The sequence below is a fragment of the Leptospira terpstrae serovar Hualin str. LT 11-33 = ATCC 700639 genome (assembly GCF_000332495.1).
GTDB lineage: Bacteria > Spirochaetota > Leptospiria > Leptospirales > Leptospiraceae > Leptospira_A > Leptospira_A terpstrae.
This window is the reverse complement of sequence record NZ_AOGW02000002.1, coordinates 26,005-42,180: the sequence shown is the minus strand read 5'-3', so window position 1 is coordinate 42,180 and position 16,176 is coordinate 26,005. Positions and strand designations below refer to the sequence as shown.

General features: G+C 38.2%; 14 protein-coding genes. 8 read left to right on the top strand and 6 right to left on the bottom strand.

Annotation, left to right across the window (positions count from 1 at the left end; genetic code table 11):
* Positions 1 to 33: 33 nt before the first annotated feature.
* On the bottom strand, positions 34 to 1,584 hold the full coding sequence (gene gltX, locus LEP1GSC203_RS00325) for a glutamate--tRNA ligase (RefSeq protein WP_002971914.1): 1,551 nt from the start codon (positions 1,582 to 1,584) through the stop codon (positions 34 to 36).
* A complete protein-coding gene (locus LEP1GSC203_RS00320; protein WP_002971560.1) occupies positions 1,581 to 2,453 on the bottom strand; it encodes a hypothetical protein in 873 nt (290 codons plus the stop codon). Before LEP1GSC203_RS00320 ends, gltX begins: the two co-directional genes overlap by 4 nt.
* 80 nt (positions 2,454 to 2,533) lie before the next feature.
* On the opposite strand from LEP1GSC203_RS00320, the gene LEP1GSC203_RS00315 reads away from it, so the two are divergent.
* The 7 genes from LEP1GSC203_RS00315 (at position 2,534) to LEP1GSC203_RS00285 (ending at position 12,174) form a co-directional block, all read left to right on the top strand.
* On the top strand, positions 2,534 to 3,904 hold the full coding sequence (locus LEP1GSC203_RS00315) for a DNA gyrase subunit A (RefSeq protein WP_002971667.1): 1,371 nt from the start codon (positions 2,534 to 2,536) through the stop codon (positions 3,902 to 3,904).
* A 6-nt stretch (positions 3,905 to 3,910) separates the two neighbouring features.
* A complete protein-coding gene (locus tag LEP1GSC203_RS00310) occupies positions 3,911 to 6,037 on the top strand; it encodes a toprim domain-containing protein (protein ID WP_002971880.1) in 2,127 nt (708 codons plus the stop codon).
* 170 nt (positions 6,038 to 6,207) lie between these two features.
* Entirely contained in the window at positions 6,208 to 8,100 is a 1,893-nt protein-coding gene (locus tag LEP1GSC203_RS00305) for a serine hydrolase domain-containing protein (RefSeq protein ID WP_002971901.1), read from the top strand.
* A 234-nt stretch (positions 8,101 to 8,334) separates the two neighbouring features.
* Positions 8,335 to 8,838, top strand: a complete 504-nt coding sequence (locus LEP1GSC203_RS00300) for a DUF3015 domain-containing protein (RefSeq protein WP_002971780.1) — start codon at positions 8,335 to 8,337, stop codon at positions 8,836 to 8,838.
* Between the two features lie 16 nt (positions 8,839 to 8,854).
* Entirely contained in the window at positions 8,855 to 9,340 is a 486-nt protein-coding gene (locus tag LEP1GSC203_RS00295) for a DUF3015 family protein (RefSeq protein WP_002971915.1), read from the top strand.
* Between the two features lie 43 nt (positions 9,341 to 9,383).
* Positions 9,384 to 11,369: an Lnb N-terminal periplasmic domain-containing protein gene (locus LEP1GSC203_RS00290; RefSeq protein WP_002971599.1), complete on the top strand. Its 1,986-nt coding sequence runs from the start codon at positions 9,384 to 9,386 to the stop codon at positions 11,367 to 11,369.
* On the top strand, positions 11,332 to 12,174 hold the full coding sequence (locus LEP1GSC203_RS00285; protein WP_039936771.1) for an alpha/beta hydrolase: 843 nt from the start codon (positions 11,332 to 11,334) through the stop codon (positions 12,172 to 12,174). The genes LEP1GSC203_RS00290 and LEP1GSC203_RS00285 overlap by 38 nt, the downstream gene beginning before the upstream one ends.
* On the opposite strand, the gene LEP1GSC203_RS00280 is transcribed toward LEP1GSC203_RS00285, so the two are convergent.
* From LEP1GSC203_RS00280 to LEP1GSC203_RS00265, 4 genes are read right to left on the bottom strand one after another with little or no spacing between them, the layout of a single operon-like run.
* Positions 12,151 to 12,660: a hypothetical protein gene (locus LEP1GSC203_RS00280; protein ID WP_002971670.1), complete on the bottom strand. Its 510-nt coding sequence runs from the start codon at positions 12,658 to 12,660 to the stop codon at positions 12,151 to 12,153. The genes LEP1GSC203_RS00285 and LEP1GSC203_RS00280 overlap by 24 nt on opposite strands.
* Positions 12,657 to 14,000 carry a DUF445 family protein gene (locus LEP1GSC203_RS00275; RefSeq protein WP_002971778.1) on the bottom strand — a complete coding sequence of 448 codons (1,344 nt, stop codon included), beginning with the start codon at positions 13,998 to 14,000 and terminating at the stop codon, positions 12,657 to 12,659. Before LEP1GSC203_RS00275 ends, LEP1GSC203_RS00280 begins: the two co-directional genes overlap by 4 nt.
* A 6-nt stretch (positions 14,001 to 14,006) precedes the next feature.
* Positions 14,007 to 14,780 carry an SDR family NAD(P)-dependent oxidoreductase gene (locus LEP1GSC203_RS00270; RefSeq protein ID WP_002971724.1) on the bottom strand — a complete coding sequence of 258 codons (774 nt, stop codon included), beginning with the start codon at positions 14,778 to 14,780 and terminating at the stop codon, positions 14,007 to 14,009.
* A complete protein-coding gene (locus LEP1GSC203_RS00265; RefSeq protein ID WP_002971855.1) occupies positions 14,777 to 15,205 on the bottom strand; it encodes a GNAT family N-acetyltransferase in 429 nt (142 codons plus the stop codon). Before LEP1GSC203_RS00265 ends, LEP1GSC203_RS00270 begins: the two co-directional genes overlap by 4 nt.
* Positions 15,206 to 15,255: 50 nt before the next feature.
* Between LEP1GSC203_RS00265 and LEP1GSC203_RS00260 the strand changes: the two genes are divergently transcribed.
* Positions 15,256 to 16,173, top strand: coding sequence for a tetratricopeptide repeat protein (locus tag LEP1GSC203_RS00260; protein ID WP_002971748.1), 918 nt, complete (start codon positions 15,256 to 15,258; stop codon positions 16,171 to 16,173).
* Positions 16,174 to 16,176: the final 3 nt, after the last annotated feature.

The window sequence follows — 16,176 nt, the reverse complement described above, 5'->3', positions numbered from 1 at the left end:
CCTTTAAATGGGAACGGTAGGGGAAAAAATTTCCTAAACCGTGATCCCCAAGGCCATTGCGAGCTGTTCCATCCGTTTGACTAACTTCTCTTGGCCGAGGAGGCTAAAGAGAATTGGTAGTTCTAACCCGTGGGATTTCCCCGTGGTAATGGCTCGGATCGGCATAAAAAGGGTCCTTCCTTTTTCGCCTGTACTTTCCCCTGCCTTTGCCATAGCTTCTTTGTATTCATCGGGAGTCACTAAGGCATGGGCCTTGACATATTGGTAAAATGCAGATACTACTGCTTTGCCGTTTCCTTCCAAAACCAGTTGTTTGGCCTCTTCATTTTCAAATTGGAGATTTTCTAAAAAGAATTCTTCAATGTAGGGTGGTGCTTGGATGAGGCGGTCCAAATACACACGAACGGAATCTAAAATGGAGAGGAGTTGTGGATTGGTTCCTTGTTTGTAGGCATCCGGGATTTGACAATCTTTCAAGAATGGTTCGAGTTCCTTTCCCAAAGTTTCAATTTTCACATCACGAATGTACTTATTCGACATCCAATTGAGTTTTGATTTTGGGTTCAGGTATTCTGCAAGTCCAAGGAGTGATAGTTTATTAAAATCAACCGTTTCCTTTTCTTCTTCTTTTAGTTTTTTAAAAACATCGAAGGTAGCAGGAGATTTGGAGCAACGTTCCACATCAAAGACGGAACAAAGTTCATCGTCACTCATGTATTCCTTCCCATCAGGTGAAGTCCAACCAAGTAAAGCCATGTAATTTCGCATGGTATCACTAGAATAACCTAAGTCGCGAAAGGCAAGTACAGAGGTGGCACCGGCACGTTTGGAAAGTTTTTTCCCATCGGTTCCTACGATTTCACTGGCATGAGCAAATCGAGGCAATGGAAATCCAAACGCTTCAAAGATCAAAATTTGACGTGGTGTGTTGGAAAGATGTCCCACTCCCCGGATTACGTGAGTGATTTTCATGAGGGCATCGTCAATCACCACGGCATAGTTATACGAAGGGAATCCGTCCGATTTCACAATGATAAAGTCACCAATGAGTTTGGATTCAAACTTTACTTTTCCTTGGATCATATCATCTACGATCACAATTTTATGAGGAGTTTTGAAACGTACGGTATAAGGAATTTTTTTCTCAATTTGGGATTGAATTTCAGATTCTGTTAAACCAGAACATTTCCCATCATAGATATAAGGAATTCCCATGGCATCGGCTTGTTTTTTTTTGCCTTCCAATTCTTCTGCAGAACAAAAACAACGATAGGCCTTCTTTTCAGAAATTAGTTTGTCTGTGTATTCATTATAGATATGAATTCTTTCGGACTGAGTGTACGGACCGTTCGGACCACCTACACCAGGACCTTCATCCCATTCCATTCCCAACCACTTTAAAGATTCTAAGATGATTTTGAAAGAAGCTTCGGTAGATCTGTCTTGGTCGGTGTCTTCGATACGAAGTAAAAACTTTCCTTTTTTTGCTTTCGCGTATAAATAATTGAATAGGGCAGTTCTTGCTCCTCCTACATGGAGAAATCCCGATGGGGAAGGGGCAAAGCGAGTACGAACTTCTGTCATTTCATTTCCTCTTTGAGTAAAAAATCTCCGATACGCTTATAACCAAAAGGTTCTTTTGTTTTAGTGGTGAGCCCATTGGTGTAAGGTGGGACAAAGAAAACCTGTGTATCATTTTCTTTATAGATCGGTTTAAAAAATAGTTTGTCGGATTCGGTTTCGTTCCATTCATAACGAAGTTGTAAATAGTCGTAATAACTAGAAACATGTTCTGTTTTAATAGTACCGTTTTCTTGTTTTGTGAATACACTAGATGGGGAAAAAAATTCCATACTTCCTAAACTATGAGACCAACGACTATCACCGCCAATTTCAGATCGAATTCCTTCTTCTGTAAGGAGTCCAGAATCACCACCTAATTCAAATATATCGAACTCTTCAATTTGTGATTTGATTTCCACAGTGTTTGATTTGTTTTCTAGTAGTGAAGTGAGTGTGGATCCTTTTGTTTCTGAAAAATATGCGTTTGTATAAACAAAAAGGATTCGTTTTTCGGACTCTTCCTTTTTAAATTTTCCAACCTTTTTGTTCCAAATGATTTTATAAGATTCAAATGGTTCGTTCCCATATTCAGACTTAATTTTTGATAAAAAATTACTGTCGTAAGCAAGGAAACTAAGCTCAATTTTCTCTGCATATCCGGTAGATTTCCCAGGTTCCCATTCGATGAATCGGAAGTGAGAAGAACCTTCTTTGAAGAAGGAAAGATTCATTTTTCGGGGAGATTTAATGTATAAAACAGAAGCGGGAATTTCTGAAATGGTATCTCTTGTGATGAGTGATTTCAGGTTCTGGCAGTTGGTTCCAGAAAAAAAAATCAAGATACAAAAAAGCCAATAGAATCGGGAGTATTCTTGAGTTTCTGGGGACATAGATCAGTGCGTATCGCCAGTCTAAAAAGGGAAAACCGCTTGACAAGTCAATTCACCCCATCCCTGTGTCATTTGGAACCATGAAGAACGAAGAACAGTATCCGAAACGCCCCTTTGAAGACCAAGTGAATGATGACCAAAGGAAATACTCTCGCTATGTATGCGATTCAAGAGCCATTCCGCAAGAAATTGATGGTCTAAAGCCTGTTCAACGAAGGATCCTTTGGGCGATGTGGAACTCGGATGCTCGTAACCGTCACACGAAAACGGTAAAAGTGGCGGGTCTTGCCATGGGATATCATCCGCATGGAGATCGTTCTATCCAAGATGCCCTTTCCCAAATGGCACAAGACTTTGCCTTTGCTAACAATTATCCGTTAGTGCATGGGGAAGGAACCTTCGGTGATGTTTTGGATCCGAATGCAATTGCCTCTCCTCGTTATACAGAAGTAAAACTATCTGACTTTGCGAAGGATTTAGGATTCTTTGAAAGTCTACCTGACATTGATTATGTCAAAAACTATGATGAAACAGAAGACGAACCCATTCACTTTGTGGGAAAAGTTCCTGTTGTACTCTTAAACAACATCCAAGGGATTGCCACAGGGTTTCGTTGTTTCATTCCTGCTCACAAACTAAGTGATGTAATCGATTCCCAAGTTACTTATCTCAAAACAGGAAAACCAAAAAAAGTAACTCCATGGTACAAAGGGTACGGCGGAGAAGTGAAGTTGTCCAAAAATGACAATGGTAGCACAGTGATGTCCACTACCTTTGGATTCAAAAAGGAAGATGGGAAGTTATTCCTCGTGGATTCTCCAATGAACTGGAACCGCGAAAAAGTGGTGAACTACTTAGATGATTTGATTGAGAGAAAAGATAACTGGCTCAAAGACTATGTAGACCATTCCAGCCAAACTTTCAAAATTGAACTTATCGCTAAAAAAGGCGAAGAACCTTCCGAAAAAGAAATCAAAGAACTTTTTACGAAAGAAAACAATGAAGTCCTTACAATTAACGTAATCACTCACGAAGGAAAACTTCGTAACTTTAATCCCGAAGAAATTATCAAACGATTCTGTGATTTCAGAAAAACCCATCTTATCCGTCGTTTCAAACGGTTGGCAGGTTTAGAAAAAGAAAAGATTGATCGGAACTCAGAACTCATTCGATTCATTAAAGAAAAATGGAACGAAAAAGTAACAGGGATTAAATCCAAAAAAGAATTTGAAGATAAATTGAAAGCAGCTAAGTTCATTTACTTTGAATGGTTGTCTTCAATCCCCGTGTATCGAATGACTTTGGAAGAAGTTCGTAAATGTGAAGATGCCATTGTAGAAGCAAAAACTAAATTCACAGAATACACAGCGCTTCAAAAAGATGATAAAAAACTCACCGGTTTTATGACCGATGAACTCGATGAACTGAAGAAAAAATGGGATCCGAAATAATCAATTATGGCTCAAAAAACTGAAAAAACCTCAGGAAATTCGCGAAATTTTAAGAAATTATCTCACGTAGAACACGTTCGTATGCGGACAGGAATGTGGCTTGGCCAAAACTCTTTGTCCACATTTGAACAACATTTTTTCACAAAAGATAGTGCCGGTACATACGACATTCTTCACGAAGAACTTTCTGACATCCCCGCCAAACTCAAATGTTTGGATGAAGCATGTATGAACTGCGTGGATGAGTATAGAAAAAACTTAAACGATAAAGCCATCCCTGAAAAAGACAAAATGAACAAACTCATTGTTCAATTGTCTACAGATCGCAAACGAGTCACCATCCAAGACAACGGTCGCGGAATTCCTGCGGACAATGCAGAAGGTGTTTACCTTCATTTGATGTATGGTGAAAACTTTGATGATTTAGCCAAAGAAGATCATGTGGCAGGACAAAATGGTGTGGGGATCTCGCTTGTTCGTATGGTCTCTTCTTTCTTTCGTGTGAAAACCATCAACGGTGGCAAAGCATACAAGAAGATGTTTAGCATCCACGATGATGTAAAAAAAGTAGTTCGTAGCTTTAAACTTTCCAAAGAAGATACGGAACGTGTGTTTTTATATTTTGACGAACATGGATCTTTTGCTGATTGTCCGCTTTTATCTGCAGACCAAATCAAACAACTAAAAGCACCTTGTGACAAAACAGGAATGACTGCCGTTGTAGAAGCCGCTAAAAAAGAAGACCATGGAACTACAGTTGAATTCGAGCTCAATTCTGTTTACTTTAACAACCTAGACACTTCTTTTAACATCAATTTGGTGAAACAATACTTACAAGACATTGCGATGTCTAACCCTGGTTTGGAAGTAGTTTTCATCCATAAAACAGGAAAGGAAAAGTATAAATTCAAAAAAGGTTTTGATGAGATTTTTAGTAACTCAGAGATGGTTTACTATAAGTTAGATTACACTGATAAGGCTTCTTCTTCCCAAATCAATATGGACACATATGTAGTTGTGGGCCAAAATAAAACTCTCACATGGGTGAATTCGATTTTCTGTCCACAAGGTGGTTCGGCCATTGAGTATTTGGAAAACAGACTTTGTGATGAGATTCGTAAAAAATCGCAAATTGTGAGTTTAGAAAAGAAACTCAATACACAATGTACGAGAAACGATGTTAGAAGTTGTTTTCACATGTATGTAAACCTTCGTATCCTCAATCCCCGTTTTAAATCCCAAGATAAATCTTATCTCATCAATGATTTGAATGATGACATCCGAAAGTCAGTCGACAAACATTTGGACAAACTTTTAAAGAAAACGGGTCTCATTGAAGAAATCAAGATGGTGATGGAGCGTAGAACCCAGCTAAAACAGCTTGAGGACGCGCAGAAAGGCCTCCGTAAGGCGTCTCGGAACAACATCCCTAAGCTTATGCCTCCAACGGGCAAACCAAACGATCCAGGCCGAATTCTCTTTGTAGCGGAAGGGGACTCAGCGATTGCGGGGTTACGTCCAGCAAGAAATCCAAAACTCCATGGTCTTTTTCCTTTAAGAGGAAAACCACTCAACTGTAAGGGAATGTCACTGGCCAAGGCCTTACAAAATGAAGAGATGAAAAACATTGTAGCCATTGTGGGCCTTCCTCTAGATCAAAAAGTGAAGTCCATTGATGAATTGCATTATGACCGTATCAGTATAATCACGGATGCGGATTTTGATGGGTATGCCATTCGTTCTCTAATGTTGTCTTTTTTCTATGAGTATTGGCCTGAACTTTTTGACTTAGGTTTTATCAATATTTCAGCAGCACCACTCTACGAAGTGGATGTCAAGTGGAAGGATGCCAAAAAAGAAACTGTTTTCTGTATTGATGACTCTGACTACGATAAGTTAGTTGTTAGGGTCAACAAACAAGGTGCTGAGATCACTCGTAAAAAACGAAATAAGGGACTTGGAGAAACTGGTAAAGAAGCCATGAAGTATGCGGTGGATCATTGTATGACTACCATTACTGTCGGAAACAAAAAGACGGCCAAAAATACCCAAGACCTTTGGTTCCATAAAGACTATGCAGAGAAACGCCGTGAAGCAATTTCTGAATATTCAATGAGTGTGATCCAAGACTAAGATTTTGTGGTTGGTAGGCTAATACCTAAACTAACAAACAAAACCCAAAGGCAAGGATCCAATTGTAGTTCTTTCCTTTTGGCATAGCGATCACTCCTCATTCCATAGGTTTGAGGAGTTCTTTGTTTTATGGGCTTGCGGTAGATTAGTGATTCTATTTTTTAAGGGGAATGACACCCCGGTCCTCTAAAAAACCTAAGTCTTCCGCTCAGTCCATACCAAAGGTCAAAGAAGAATCCATTCTTCCTTTCCAACCATTGCCCTTATTTTTTCCTAAGCCACCTTTTACAAATCACAAACGAAAATCCTTTTTCCTATTTTTAAATATATTCCTCTTCCTCCTCCAATGTACAAGTTTACAAGAAAAACCAACAGAGGGTTACCATAATAACACAGTAACCACAGAGAAAGTAGTTCAATCCAAAATTGAAGCATTACAAAACTCTGGAATCCAATCTTTATCTTATATGTATTTGTTAGGTGATGGAAAGATCCAATCAGGAAAACTAGGGGGGGATAACAAAAACTCGATCCAAAGGTTTAAAATTGGGAGCATCACAAAACTTTTTACAGGGATAGCTCTTTTGCAGTTACAAGAAAAAGGCAAACTGAAGTTAGATGACCCTGTTTCGAAGTTCCTTCCTGAAATCAAGGAAATGCTAAAGAGTAAACCAAACTTAAGTGAGATCACAATCCGGGATATCCTGACACACCAATCGGGACTTCCTTCTGACTTAGCTTCTGGGTTTTTTCTTTCACCTGACGCAAGTGATATGGAAGTTCTAGATTCGTTTCGTGGCCTTTCTAAAAGGTTATCCAAAATTGAAAGAATAGAACCAAAGAAAGCACATTCCTATTCTAATTTTGGCTTTAGTCTTTTGGGCACAGTGATCGAACGCACCTCAGGATTGGGAATTGAGGATTACTTCCAAAAAGAAATTTTTTTGAAAGCAGGAATGAAAAATTCCACCTTACTCGAGTTTCATGAAGGTTCGGAATTAGTTCCTGGATACCAAGGAATCTTTTGGAAAACAAAAACAAGCCGACCTCTCATTCGTGACCTAACGGCGGGATCAATTTCTACAACTAGTGAGGATATGGGTTTCTTTATGAAATCTTTCTTCTTGAGTAAAAAAGACAAAGGTCTGCTTTCCAAAGAAAGTTTTGCAGAATTCCACCGCATCCAAAAAGGTCCTATCTCCAATTTTCAAATGAAACTAGGTCTCCCTGTTTTAATTCAGGAATTGGTGGGTGGCGGAAAAACAGTTTTGACCTTTGGACATTCGGGTTCATTGCCACCTTATTTTGCCGATTTAGTATACGATCCTGAAACAGAAACAGCCAGTTTTCTTGCAGGAAATACTTTGGGCTTAGCCACAGGTTCCATCCAGCCAACGAACAAAGAAATTTTACATTTAATTTATGAATACAAAACAGGATTAACATTGGAATCCCCACCAATAGCAGATAGAAAAGACCAAAACAAATTGGATGGTTTTTTCGGACTTTATGTATCCCCTTTTGGGGTTCATGAATTAAAGGAAGGCAATACTCCCCAATTAGAAATTATGGGATTCGACTTTGATTTAATCGAACGAGAAAACCGTTTTGGTACCAACTTGCGTTTGTTTTTCGGTCTGATTCCAGTGAAAGATAAAACCATCGAAAGTTTTCGTATCGAATTTGAAACTTGGGAAGGGGAAAAAATATTCACTCTGTATTCTCGTGATCTTGCAAAAGGAAGTATCGGTTTTGCCCTTCACTTTCAACCGGACCAACCATTGCCGGACAAGTCTTACTTTACCGCCTATCAAACAAATGACCCCTATTCTTTAATCCCAAGTGTGGAACTAAAAAAAGACAAACGTGGTTTTCTTTTTGCCATCGTTACCTACTCGCTAGGTGGTATGGAAAATAAAATCAGTTTGCCTTGTAAAATGGAATCACCAACAACCCTTCGGATTTTGGGGTTTGGTAGGAATCTAGGAGAGCCCATGGAACTAAAAACAGTCAATGGCAAACCAGTGTTGGTTTATTCGGGGATTGAATTTTTGGAAAAATAAGAATAAGGTTTCAAATTCTGAATCACATTCAGATAAATTTTTGGCCCCGAAACCCCGAAAAAGCAAGTGTTATACGCTACATAACCCAGATTTATTTTGGTTCTAATTCCTTTTCATTATCGAAGCCCCTAGGAAAGAAATTATAAGCCCTTTCAAAAAAGTTTTTGACTATTGAAAAAGATCGATTAGAGTTCGTCCGAATTTGATTCGAAAGTTTCAAAAGGAGAATTCGAAATGGGAAAAAGATTTACTTCAGTCCTATTTTTGTCTGCTGCCTTTGTAGCTGTCACTATGACATCTACATCTGTGGAAGCAAAAAAATATGGTATGGCTGGTTGCGGTTTAGGATCATTAGCGATTACATCTAATGATATTACACAAATTTTTGCTGCGACATTAAATGGGATTTACGGAAACCAAACTTTTGGTATTACCTCTGGAACTTCCAATTGCACAGCTGACGGTGTTGTAAAACAAGACAAAGTACAAGAATTGTTCATCACTATGAACTATGATTCTCTAGGCCAAGAAATGGCATCAGGGAAAGGGGAAAAATTAGAGTCTCTTGGAAACCTTCTTGGTTGTTCTAGTGATTCTTTATCCAGATTTGGCCAAGTAACGAAAGAAAACTATGCTAAACTCATCACTGAGGATTCTACACCTGCAAGTGTACTTTCAGCTGTTAAATCAGAAGTAAAAAGCGATAAAATCCTCGCTAAGTCTTGTTCACAAATCTAAGGAGATATGAAATAAAATGAAAAAGTTAACACTCATCTCCACAATCGGAATCTCCATGGTTCTCCTTGCTTCGCAAATGTCTGCTGCACCTAAATATGGTATGGCGGGATGTGGTCTTGGAACATTGGTAATGCCTGCTGGCAACCAAATCTTTGTTGCCACTACAAACGGAACTTCAGGAAGCCAAACTTTCGGAATCACTACTGGAACGTCAAACTGTAAAGCTGATGGCGTTGCTCAAAAAGAACATGCACGTGAAATTTATGTGCATATGAATTTTGACAGCTTAGAGCAAGAAATGGCTGCTGGGAAAGGGGAAAAACTTTCCAACCTAGCAACTCTTTTTGAGTGCAAGTCTGGTGTTCGCTTCAATGAAGTAGTAAAAGAAAACTACTCTAGAATCTTCACAGAAGAATCTAAAGCAAACCCAAGTTTGATGTTGTCAAACCTTCACGAAACTTTGGAAAAAGACCAAACAGTAAAAAATTACTGTAAAATCTAAACCTTTGTAAAAAATCAGAGTATCCGATCATTTGGATACTCTGGTGTTTCCTCTGTACTTACTTACTCTTCTTTTTATCCTCTTTACTACTTCGCTTGGGGCGATTGAACCTCCCGGAAGCATCAATATACTAGAACTGGATTTTTTAACGGCTAGAAACCAGGGAAAAGAAATTCCCAAATCACTTAAGTCTCAGCAATATCTCCAAGAGCTGATAAACGAAGCAAAGGAAAAACATTTATCGGAAGAAACCCATTGGTACCGACTTTTGCGTTTTAATAAAACGAGATGGGGTTATTGGGAAAGTGAAGTAGATAATAAACGTTATTTTCTTGCTGAAGATGGAAAACATAATCCCGAAAAAGAATTAATTGCAACACTCCATAGTTTTTTTACTGAAGAACCAATTCCGGAAGGATTACAGCATCCACAATGTGGTTATCCCGAACGATACCATTGGCTAAAAGAAAAGTTAAGGTTTGATCCTACTCGGTTAGTACAAGTTCCCTGCGAAAGGTTTGAAGTATGGAAAGAGGCACTAAATCCAGAATCTCTCTCTGTAGTTTTTTCCTCTTATTATATGCAAGCACCTGCATCGATGTTTGGACATACACTAATCAAACTGAATAACAAAGTAAATGAAAATGCAGAGTTGTTAGATTATGGTGTGAATTATGCAGCGACTCCAGGAGAAATGGATCCATTTTCTTACGCTTACAGAGGTTTGACTGGAGGGTATCCAGGCAGTTTTGCCATTTTCCCTTACTATTTAAAAGTAAACGAATACAATGACATGGAAAGTCGTGATCTTTGGGAGTACAAACTAAAACTAAAACCAGAGGAAAGAGAAAGGTTTTTGCGGCATCTTTGGGAAATGGGAAGGGCCGACTTTGATTACTTCTTTATCAATGAGAATTGTTCGTATCATTTGATGGAGATTCTGGAAGTTGCGATGCCTGAGTTAGACATTAGCAAAAAAACCGGTTGGATTGTTGCTCCGGGAGACACCATAAAACTTTACTTAGCTGAAGATGGACTTGTAATTTCCAAAAAATATCGTCCATCCCTCTATTCCAAAATTAAATATAAAATTTTTGATATGTCCGAAGAGGAAAGAACAACATACTTTGAAATGATACGTTTTGAAAATGCCTTTCTTCCTGAACCAAAAGATAATTTCCGAATGTCACTTGTTACTGATGCAGTTTTGGATACTTTTCGATACCGTTATTCAGAAAAAAAAACAATTCCGAAACAACATAAAGATTATTATGATAAACTTTTAATATTTCGAAGTAAACAAAATGACGAATATACAGCGAATGAACAAATTCCGCTGTCCACACCCCCTGAATCTTCCCATCCAGTGAGCAGAGCTGCCACTTCCTTTGGTGCTTCTTCTTTGGGGAATTTTGCTGAGTTTCAATATAGAATTGCTTATCATGATTTAATGAATGTGAGTAAGGGCCATGCACCTAATTCAGAGTTGGCTTTTTTTGATACGACAGTGCGCACATACGAAAATAAAAAACCGGAACTAACTGCGATGAGTGCAGTGAAGGTAGCATCCTTAAATCCATATAATTCAATTTCAAAAGATTTTTCATATATTTTTGATACTGGTATCCAAACAGCTGTTTATCGAAATAATGATGAAACGTTGCGAAAACAAGTCGGTAACTTTGATTTACGATTAGGATATTCATTTTCGAATGAATTTGGAAAAACACCAATGAGTATGGGAGTACTCAGTGTTCTTGCTGGTGTTAAAGTACAAAATGGAAGGATGTTTGAAAATGGAGTCCGTTATGGGGGAAACTTAAGTTTACTTTACCAAAAAGAATGGGGTGCCTGGAAGATTTATACTGGAGCCACTGCTCAAAATTACCAGCTAAGCCATAATTTGAATTCTTATTATGCTACGTTTAAAATTAGATATGCATTTTCAAATACGCATGAATTACGAGTAGAAGTGAATGGGGAGAGGTTTTATGAAGAAGCACTTATATCATATCATTATTTGTTTTAGTTTAGTATTGATAAATTGTTCGGTATTGTATTATCATCCGACAAAGGAAACTTATTTCACTCCAAAACAAATGGGTTTTTCTTATGATCCTTCCTTACTAACCACGAAAGATGGTGTGAAGTTAAATGTTTGGCGAATTTACTCTAAAAAGTTTGAAACACCGAAAGCAGTCATCCTTCAATTTCATGGAAACGGTCAAAACATGAGTGCACATTTTATATCTCTTGTTTGGCTTGTGAATCATGGTTATGAACTGATTGTTTTTGACTACAGGGGTTATGGAGATTCAGAAGGAGAACCAGACCCTGACGACATATTGGAAGATAGTAATCTTATTTTAGACTTCGCATTGCAAGAGGCTAGAGACAAAAGTACAAAGTTGATTGTTTACGGCCAGAGTCTAGGCGGTGCGATAGCGATGAAGTCACTCTCTGATTGGAAAGATAAAAATGAAGTGGTATTATTTTGTATCGATGGATCGTTTCCATCTTATAGAGAAGTTGCCAAACAGACAATGAACCAAGTGCTGTTTCCTCCAATCGGAAACATGTTTGCTTGGCTTTTTCATGATCGCACAAGTCCTCGTGATTCGATTGCCAAACTTTCTCCTATCCCACTTCTCATCATTCATGGAACCGAAGATACAGTTGTATTTTTTGAAAATGGAAAACAGATTTTTGGGTTGGCAGGGGAACCGAAGGTTTTTTGGGAAATACGAGGTGGAGGGCATGTGGACTGGATGAACCTAGGCCAGTCCAAGTTTGCAAAAGAGTTTTTAGTTTTACTCAATAGGCATTTGTACTGATTGAAACTGGTGTTCGGCAAAAACAGGAACAGAAAGGATTTCTGATAAAGTAGTCTCTCTATCAATTTCTCGAAATGTTAATTCACTTCTGCTAAGTTTTGTTTCACTAAAGATTTTTAGTTCTATATATTTTTCTTCACCTTTTTTGATTTGAAATACTTTGGTGGCGTCTGATTTACCAACGACATCTAATCGGTAAGTTCCTTCTTGCAATCTTAAATAACCGAGAGATGAATTTTCGAGTTCTAATTTATAAATAGGAATCGGTTGGATTCGAGATGAAAATTTATCTGGATAACGCGATAATAAACATTCGTAGTCCCAGAGTGAAAGTGCCGGATGATCCGGCCGAACCAAATACAAAAGCCCAGAATCGTTTTCCTTTGAAACCAATTTAACAAAACTTTTTTTTTCAGCACATTGCAATGTGAAACCGAACAGGATAATAAAGAAAATCAAAAAGGGAATTTTAATTAGGAAGTTCATGTTGAATTTTGTGATTCCGTGGGAAATCGTTTTTGATTTCGATAATGTGCAATGTAGGTAATGAGGACAAGGGCACCCACTGGGACTGCAAAATAGATATGGACTTGGATAAGACCTGCAATCATTCCTAAAATCCCACCTAAGAACTGTATAACGACTAAGTTCCCGCCAGTATTGTCCAAGATCATTTTTTCTAAATCGTCAGTGTCAAGTGCCATCACTCGCTCTTCAACCAGTGCGGTTACGTTGATATTATGTACAAATTTCTCAATATTGGTTTTGAGATAAACTTTTCCCTCTTCACTATTCATAAATTCAAGAAGACGTTTTTTTACCCAATCCACGGCCCGGAAGAAGTTTTTTTCGATTTCTTCCCAGTTGTTAGGATCATCTAAGTAGGATTGTAATCTTTCAATTCCAGAAGGTAATAAGTTTTGCCTTGCATAGTCGCCACTGGCTTCCAACCAATTGGAAATTTTCCCTGTAATGAATTCTTGTGTTTCTTTGGAGTTCAATCTTTCTTGGAGACCGGCCATCATTTCATCCATCATCTTCATGAACTGGTCAGATGTTTCTGGGTCTTTTACAAATCGCTCCAATAGTTCACGGATGGCTTCTTCGTTGAAGGAAAAAATCTTTTTTACACCAATCCCAATTTTTCCAAGTGTACTTCTGGTTTTTAGATACTCTTCTAATCCTTCGTTGAGTAGGTTTGCTAGTTTTGGCATTTCTTCCAAAAGAACCACTCTGAGTTGTTTTCCTAAATCTTCCCGATTGGCTTCTTCTGTTAGATAATACGTTAGGCGATCCTTAGCGTAGTCCCAAAGTTTTTGAATTTCTTCTGGACGTTCCGCCATCTTTTTCATTGTTTCTTCGGAAAAATCAAAGATAACTTCTAATATCTCTGGTCCTCTTTCTTTTAACATAGAAATGATTTTTGTCACAAGCATCGTTCGAATTTCGACATTGTGGATGGCTTCATCAATTTCTTTGACTATTTTCTGGATTCCCGTTTCTACAAGATTACGTTCATAGATATAAGATAAAATAATATCTGGATGGAGTAAGTTACTTTGGATACTTTCGCCAAGTGACTTCGCAATTTTGGATTTGTTTTTAGGAACAAGCCCTGACCAACCAAGCACCTTTCCATGTTTAGGTTGGAATAACATTTTGATAGCAAGGAAATTAGTGAAGTAACCCACAACCCCTGCCATGAGAACTACAAAGACAGCATTGATCCAAATATTACCTTCATAGTATACTTGAAATCCTCCGGCGAGAATAGAAAAGATTACAAGTAATCTACGATACCAGGCATCTAATTTTGCAACATCCATCCGATTCTATTCCTCTTCTAGTTTTAAGTATTTCCCACTCAACCTTCGCAAAAAACCTCGTGGGATGAGTTCGGAAATAGTGATCGCACCTTGATTAAAGGAACCTGTGATACATACTGCTTGATTATTACGAAGGGCGCTGAGTGATTCTTCTACCACTACATCTGCATTTTGCCACATAAACGAAGGATACTTTGATTTACTGATTCCTGCTCTTTGGTGAAAGTCGGAATGAGTAAGTCCTGGACAAAGTGCTTGTACATATATGTCGTGAAGTTTGGCTTCTTCATGGATGGATTCCGTAAAGGATTTTACAAAGGCTTTTGTAGCGGCATAAATGGCACTACCTGGTGCTGGCAAATAACCAGCAATAGACGCCACATTAATCAAATAACCTTTTTTATTTTTTTTGAATCGATTCAGAGCTGTGTGGCTTAAGTGAACTAATGTTTTTACATTTAAGTTTACTTCATCTAGTTCTTTATCTAGAGGTAATGCTGCAAACTCACCCACAGTTCCAAAACCAGCATTGTTCACTACTAGTTCTGCATCTTTATCTTTTGCTATGATTTCAGATAGTTCTTCCACATCTTTCTTTTTGGTAAGATCAAGTGCAAAGTATTTTAAGATCCCTCTGGACTTAGGTTCTAATTCTAAGATTACTTTTTTTAAATCGGATTCCGTGCGCGAAATCAAAAAGACATTATAGTCTTTACTGAGTGATCGAACAAATTCTTTTCCAATTCCTTGGGATGCGCCAGTAACATATGCATTTTTCATTCGATGGGATTCCTTTTCATCAGAACGGCAGTAGAACCGTCTGGATAGTATTTTTTACGTCTCTCTAATTCTATAAAACCAACGGACTGGTAAAGTCTGATGGCTGGTTCGTTTGATTCCTTAACTTCCAAAAAGAATTCTTTTTTTGGGAATTCTTTGAAGAGAGCCATTAAAAGTTCTTTTGCCAAACCTAACTTTCGATAGTTGGGTAGTGTTGCAATCCGAAAGATTTCAATTTCCCAAGGAGTTTCACAAACGAGAGCATAACACTTCGTTTCTGGATTTCCCAAACCAAAAGCTACATGGAATTCTAGATGGGTTTGGATCATTTTCTCTGTCCATTCCTCACTGGGAAAACATAGCGATTCCCATTGGAGGAGGAGAGATAGATCTGATTCACCCAACCTTCGAAAACTATGAGACATAATCACATTTTTTTCTTTTCATCCAAAAGAAAGAAACTAAAATCGAACTGATGGGCACAAAAAACAGCAGGTTTTCTTTGGTTTCATTGCCAATGGGCATCCTACTTGTCCTCTTTGGCTTTAGTTTTACAAGTTGTGACTATCTAAAGTCACTTACCGAATCTAGATACCGCAAGCGCATTGGCGGTGAACCCGCTTCTGAAAAAGACATCGTCAATTGGAAAGAGAAGTTGGCCTTAGAAGAAGCGGAAATCGAAGAGATGGACAAGAGGATCCGAAAAATGGTCCAAAAATCCAACCAATCGGCTGCCCTTTCTTGGAAGATTGCTCGGGCCTATATGCGAGCTGGTTCTGCGGATTTGGGTGCTCGTTATTATGACGAGGCTTTGGCAGAATCCATCCCCAATGCAAAACAAGGTGGGTTTGAAATCCATTCCTATGAATCTGCATTACCTTATTTTGATAAAGCAATTCAATCAGGAAAGTTAGATAAACAATTGTTATATGAGACTGCAGTTGCCTATGCCAATGCATCCAAAGATATGGGTTGGGAACCTAAAAGGCGAAGTCGGGCCATTAATTTATTCAAACAACTTTCGAAATTAGACAAAGAGGATTCTCGTTTTCCTTTTCAGCTAGCTCTTATATATTTTGACTCCTCATTGAAGGATGAGGTTTGGAATGGAAAACTTGGAATTGGCTATGATGAAGTAGAAACTGCATTTTCTCTTTTGGATCAAATTTTACGTAAAGAACCTTATAATGTTCCCACAAGGTTTGCCAAAGCCAATTTTTTATACCAGGTGGGAAAATCGAACTTAGCCTATGATGAATACACTCGTATCAAATCTATTTTGGAAGAGATGAAAGAAAAAGGTACAATTCGAGAATCTTTAGAAGAAAATACTTCGTATCGCAATGTGATCAAAAACTTAAACCAATTAGGGGCCCAAAACAAATCCAATTGACCT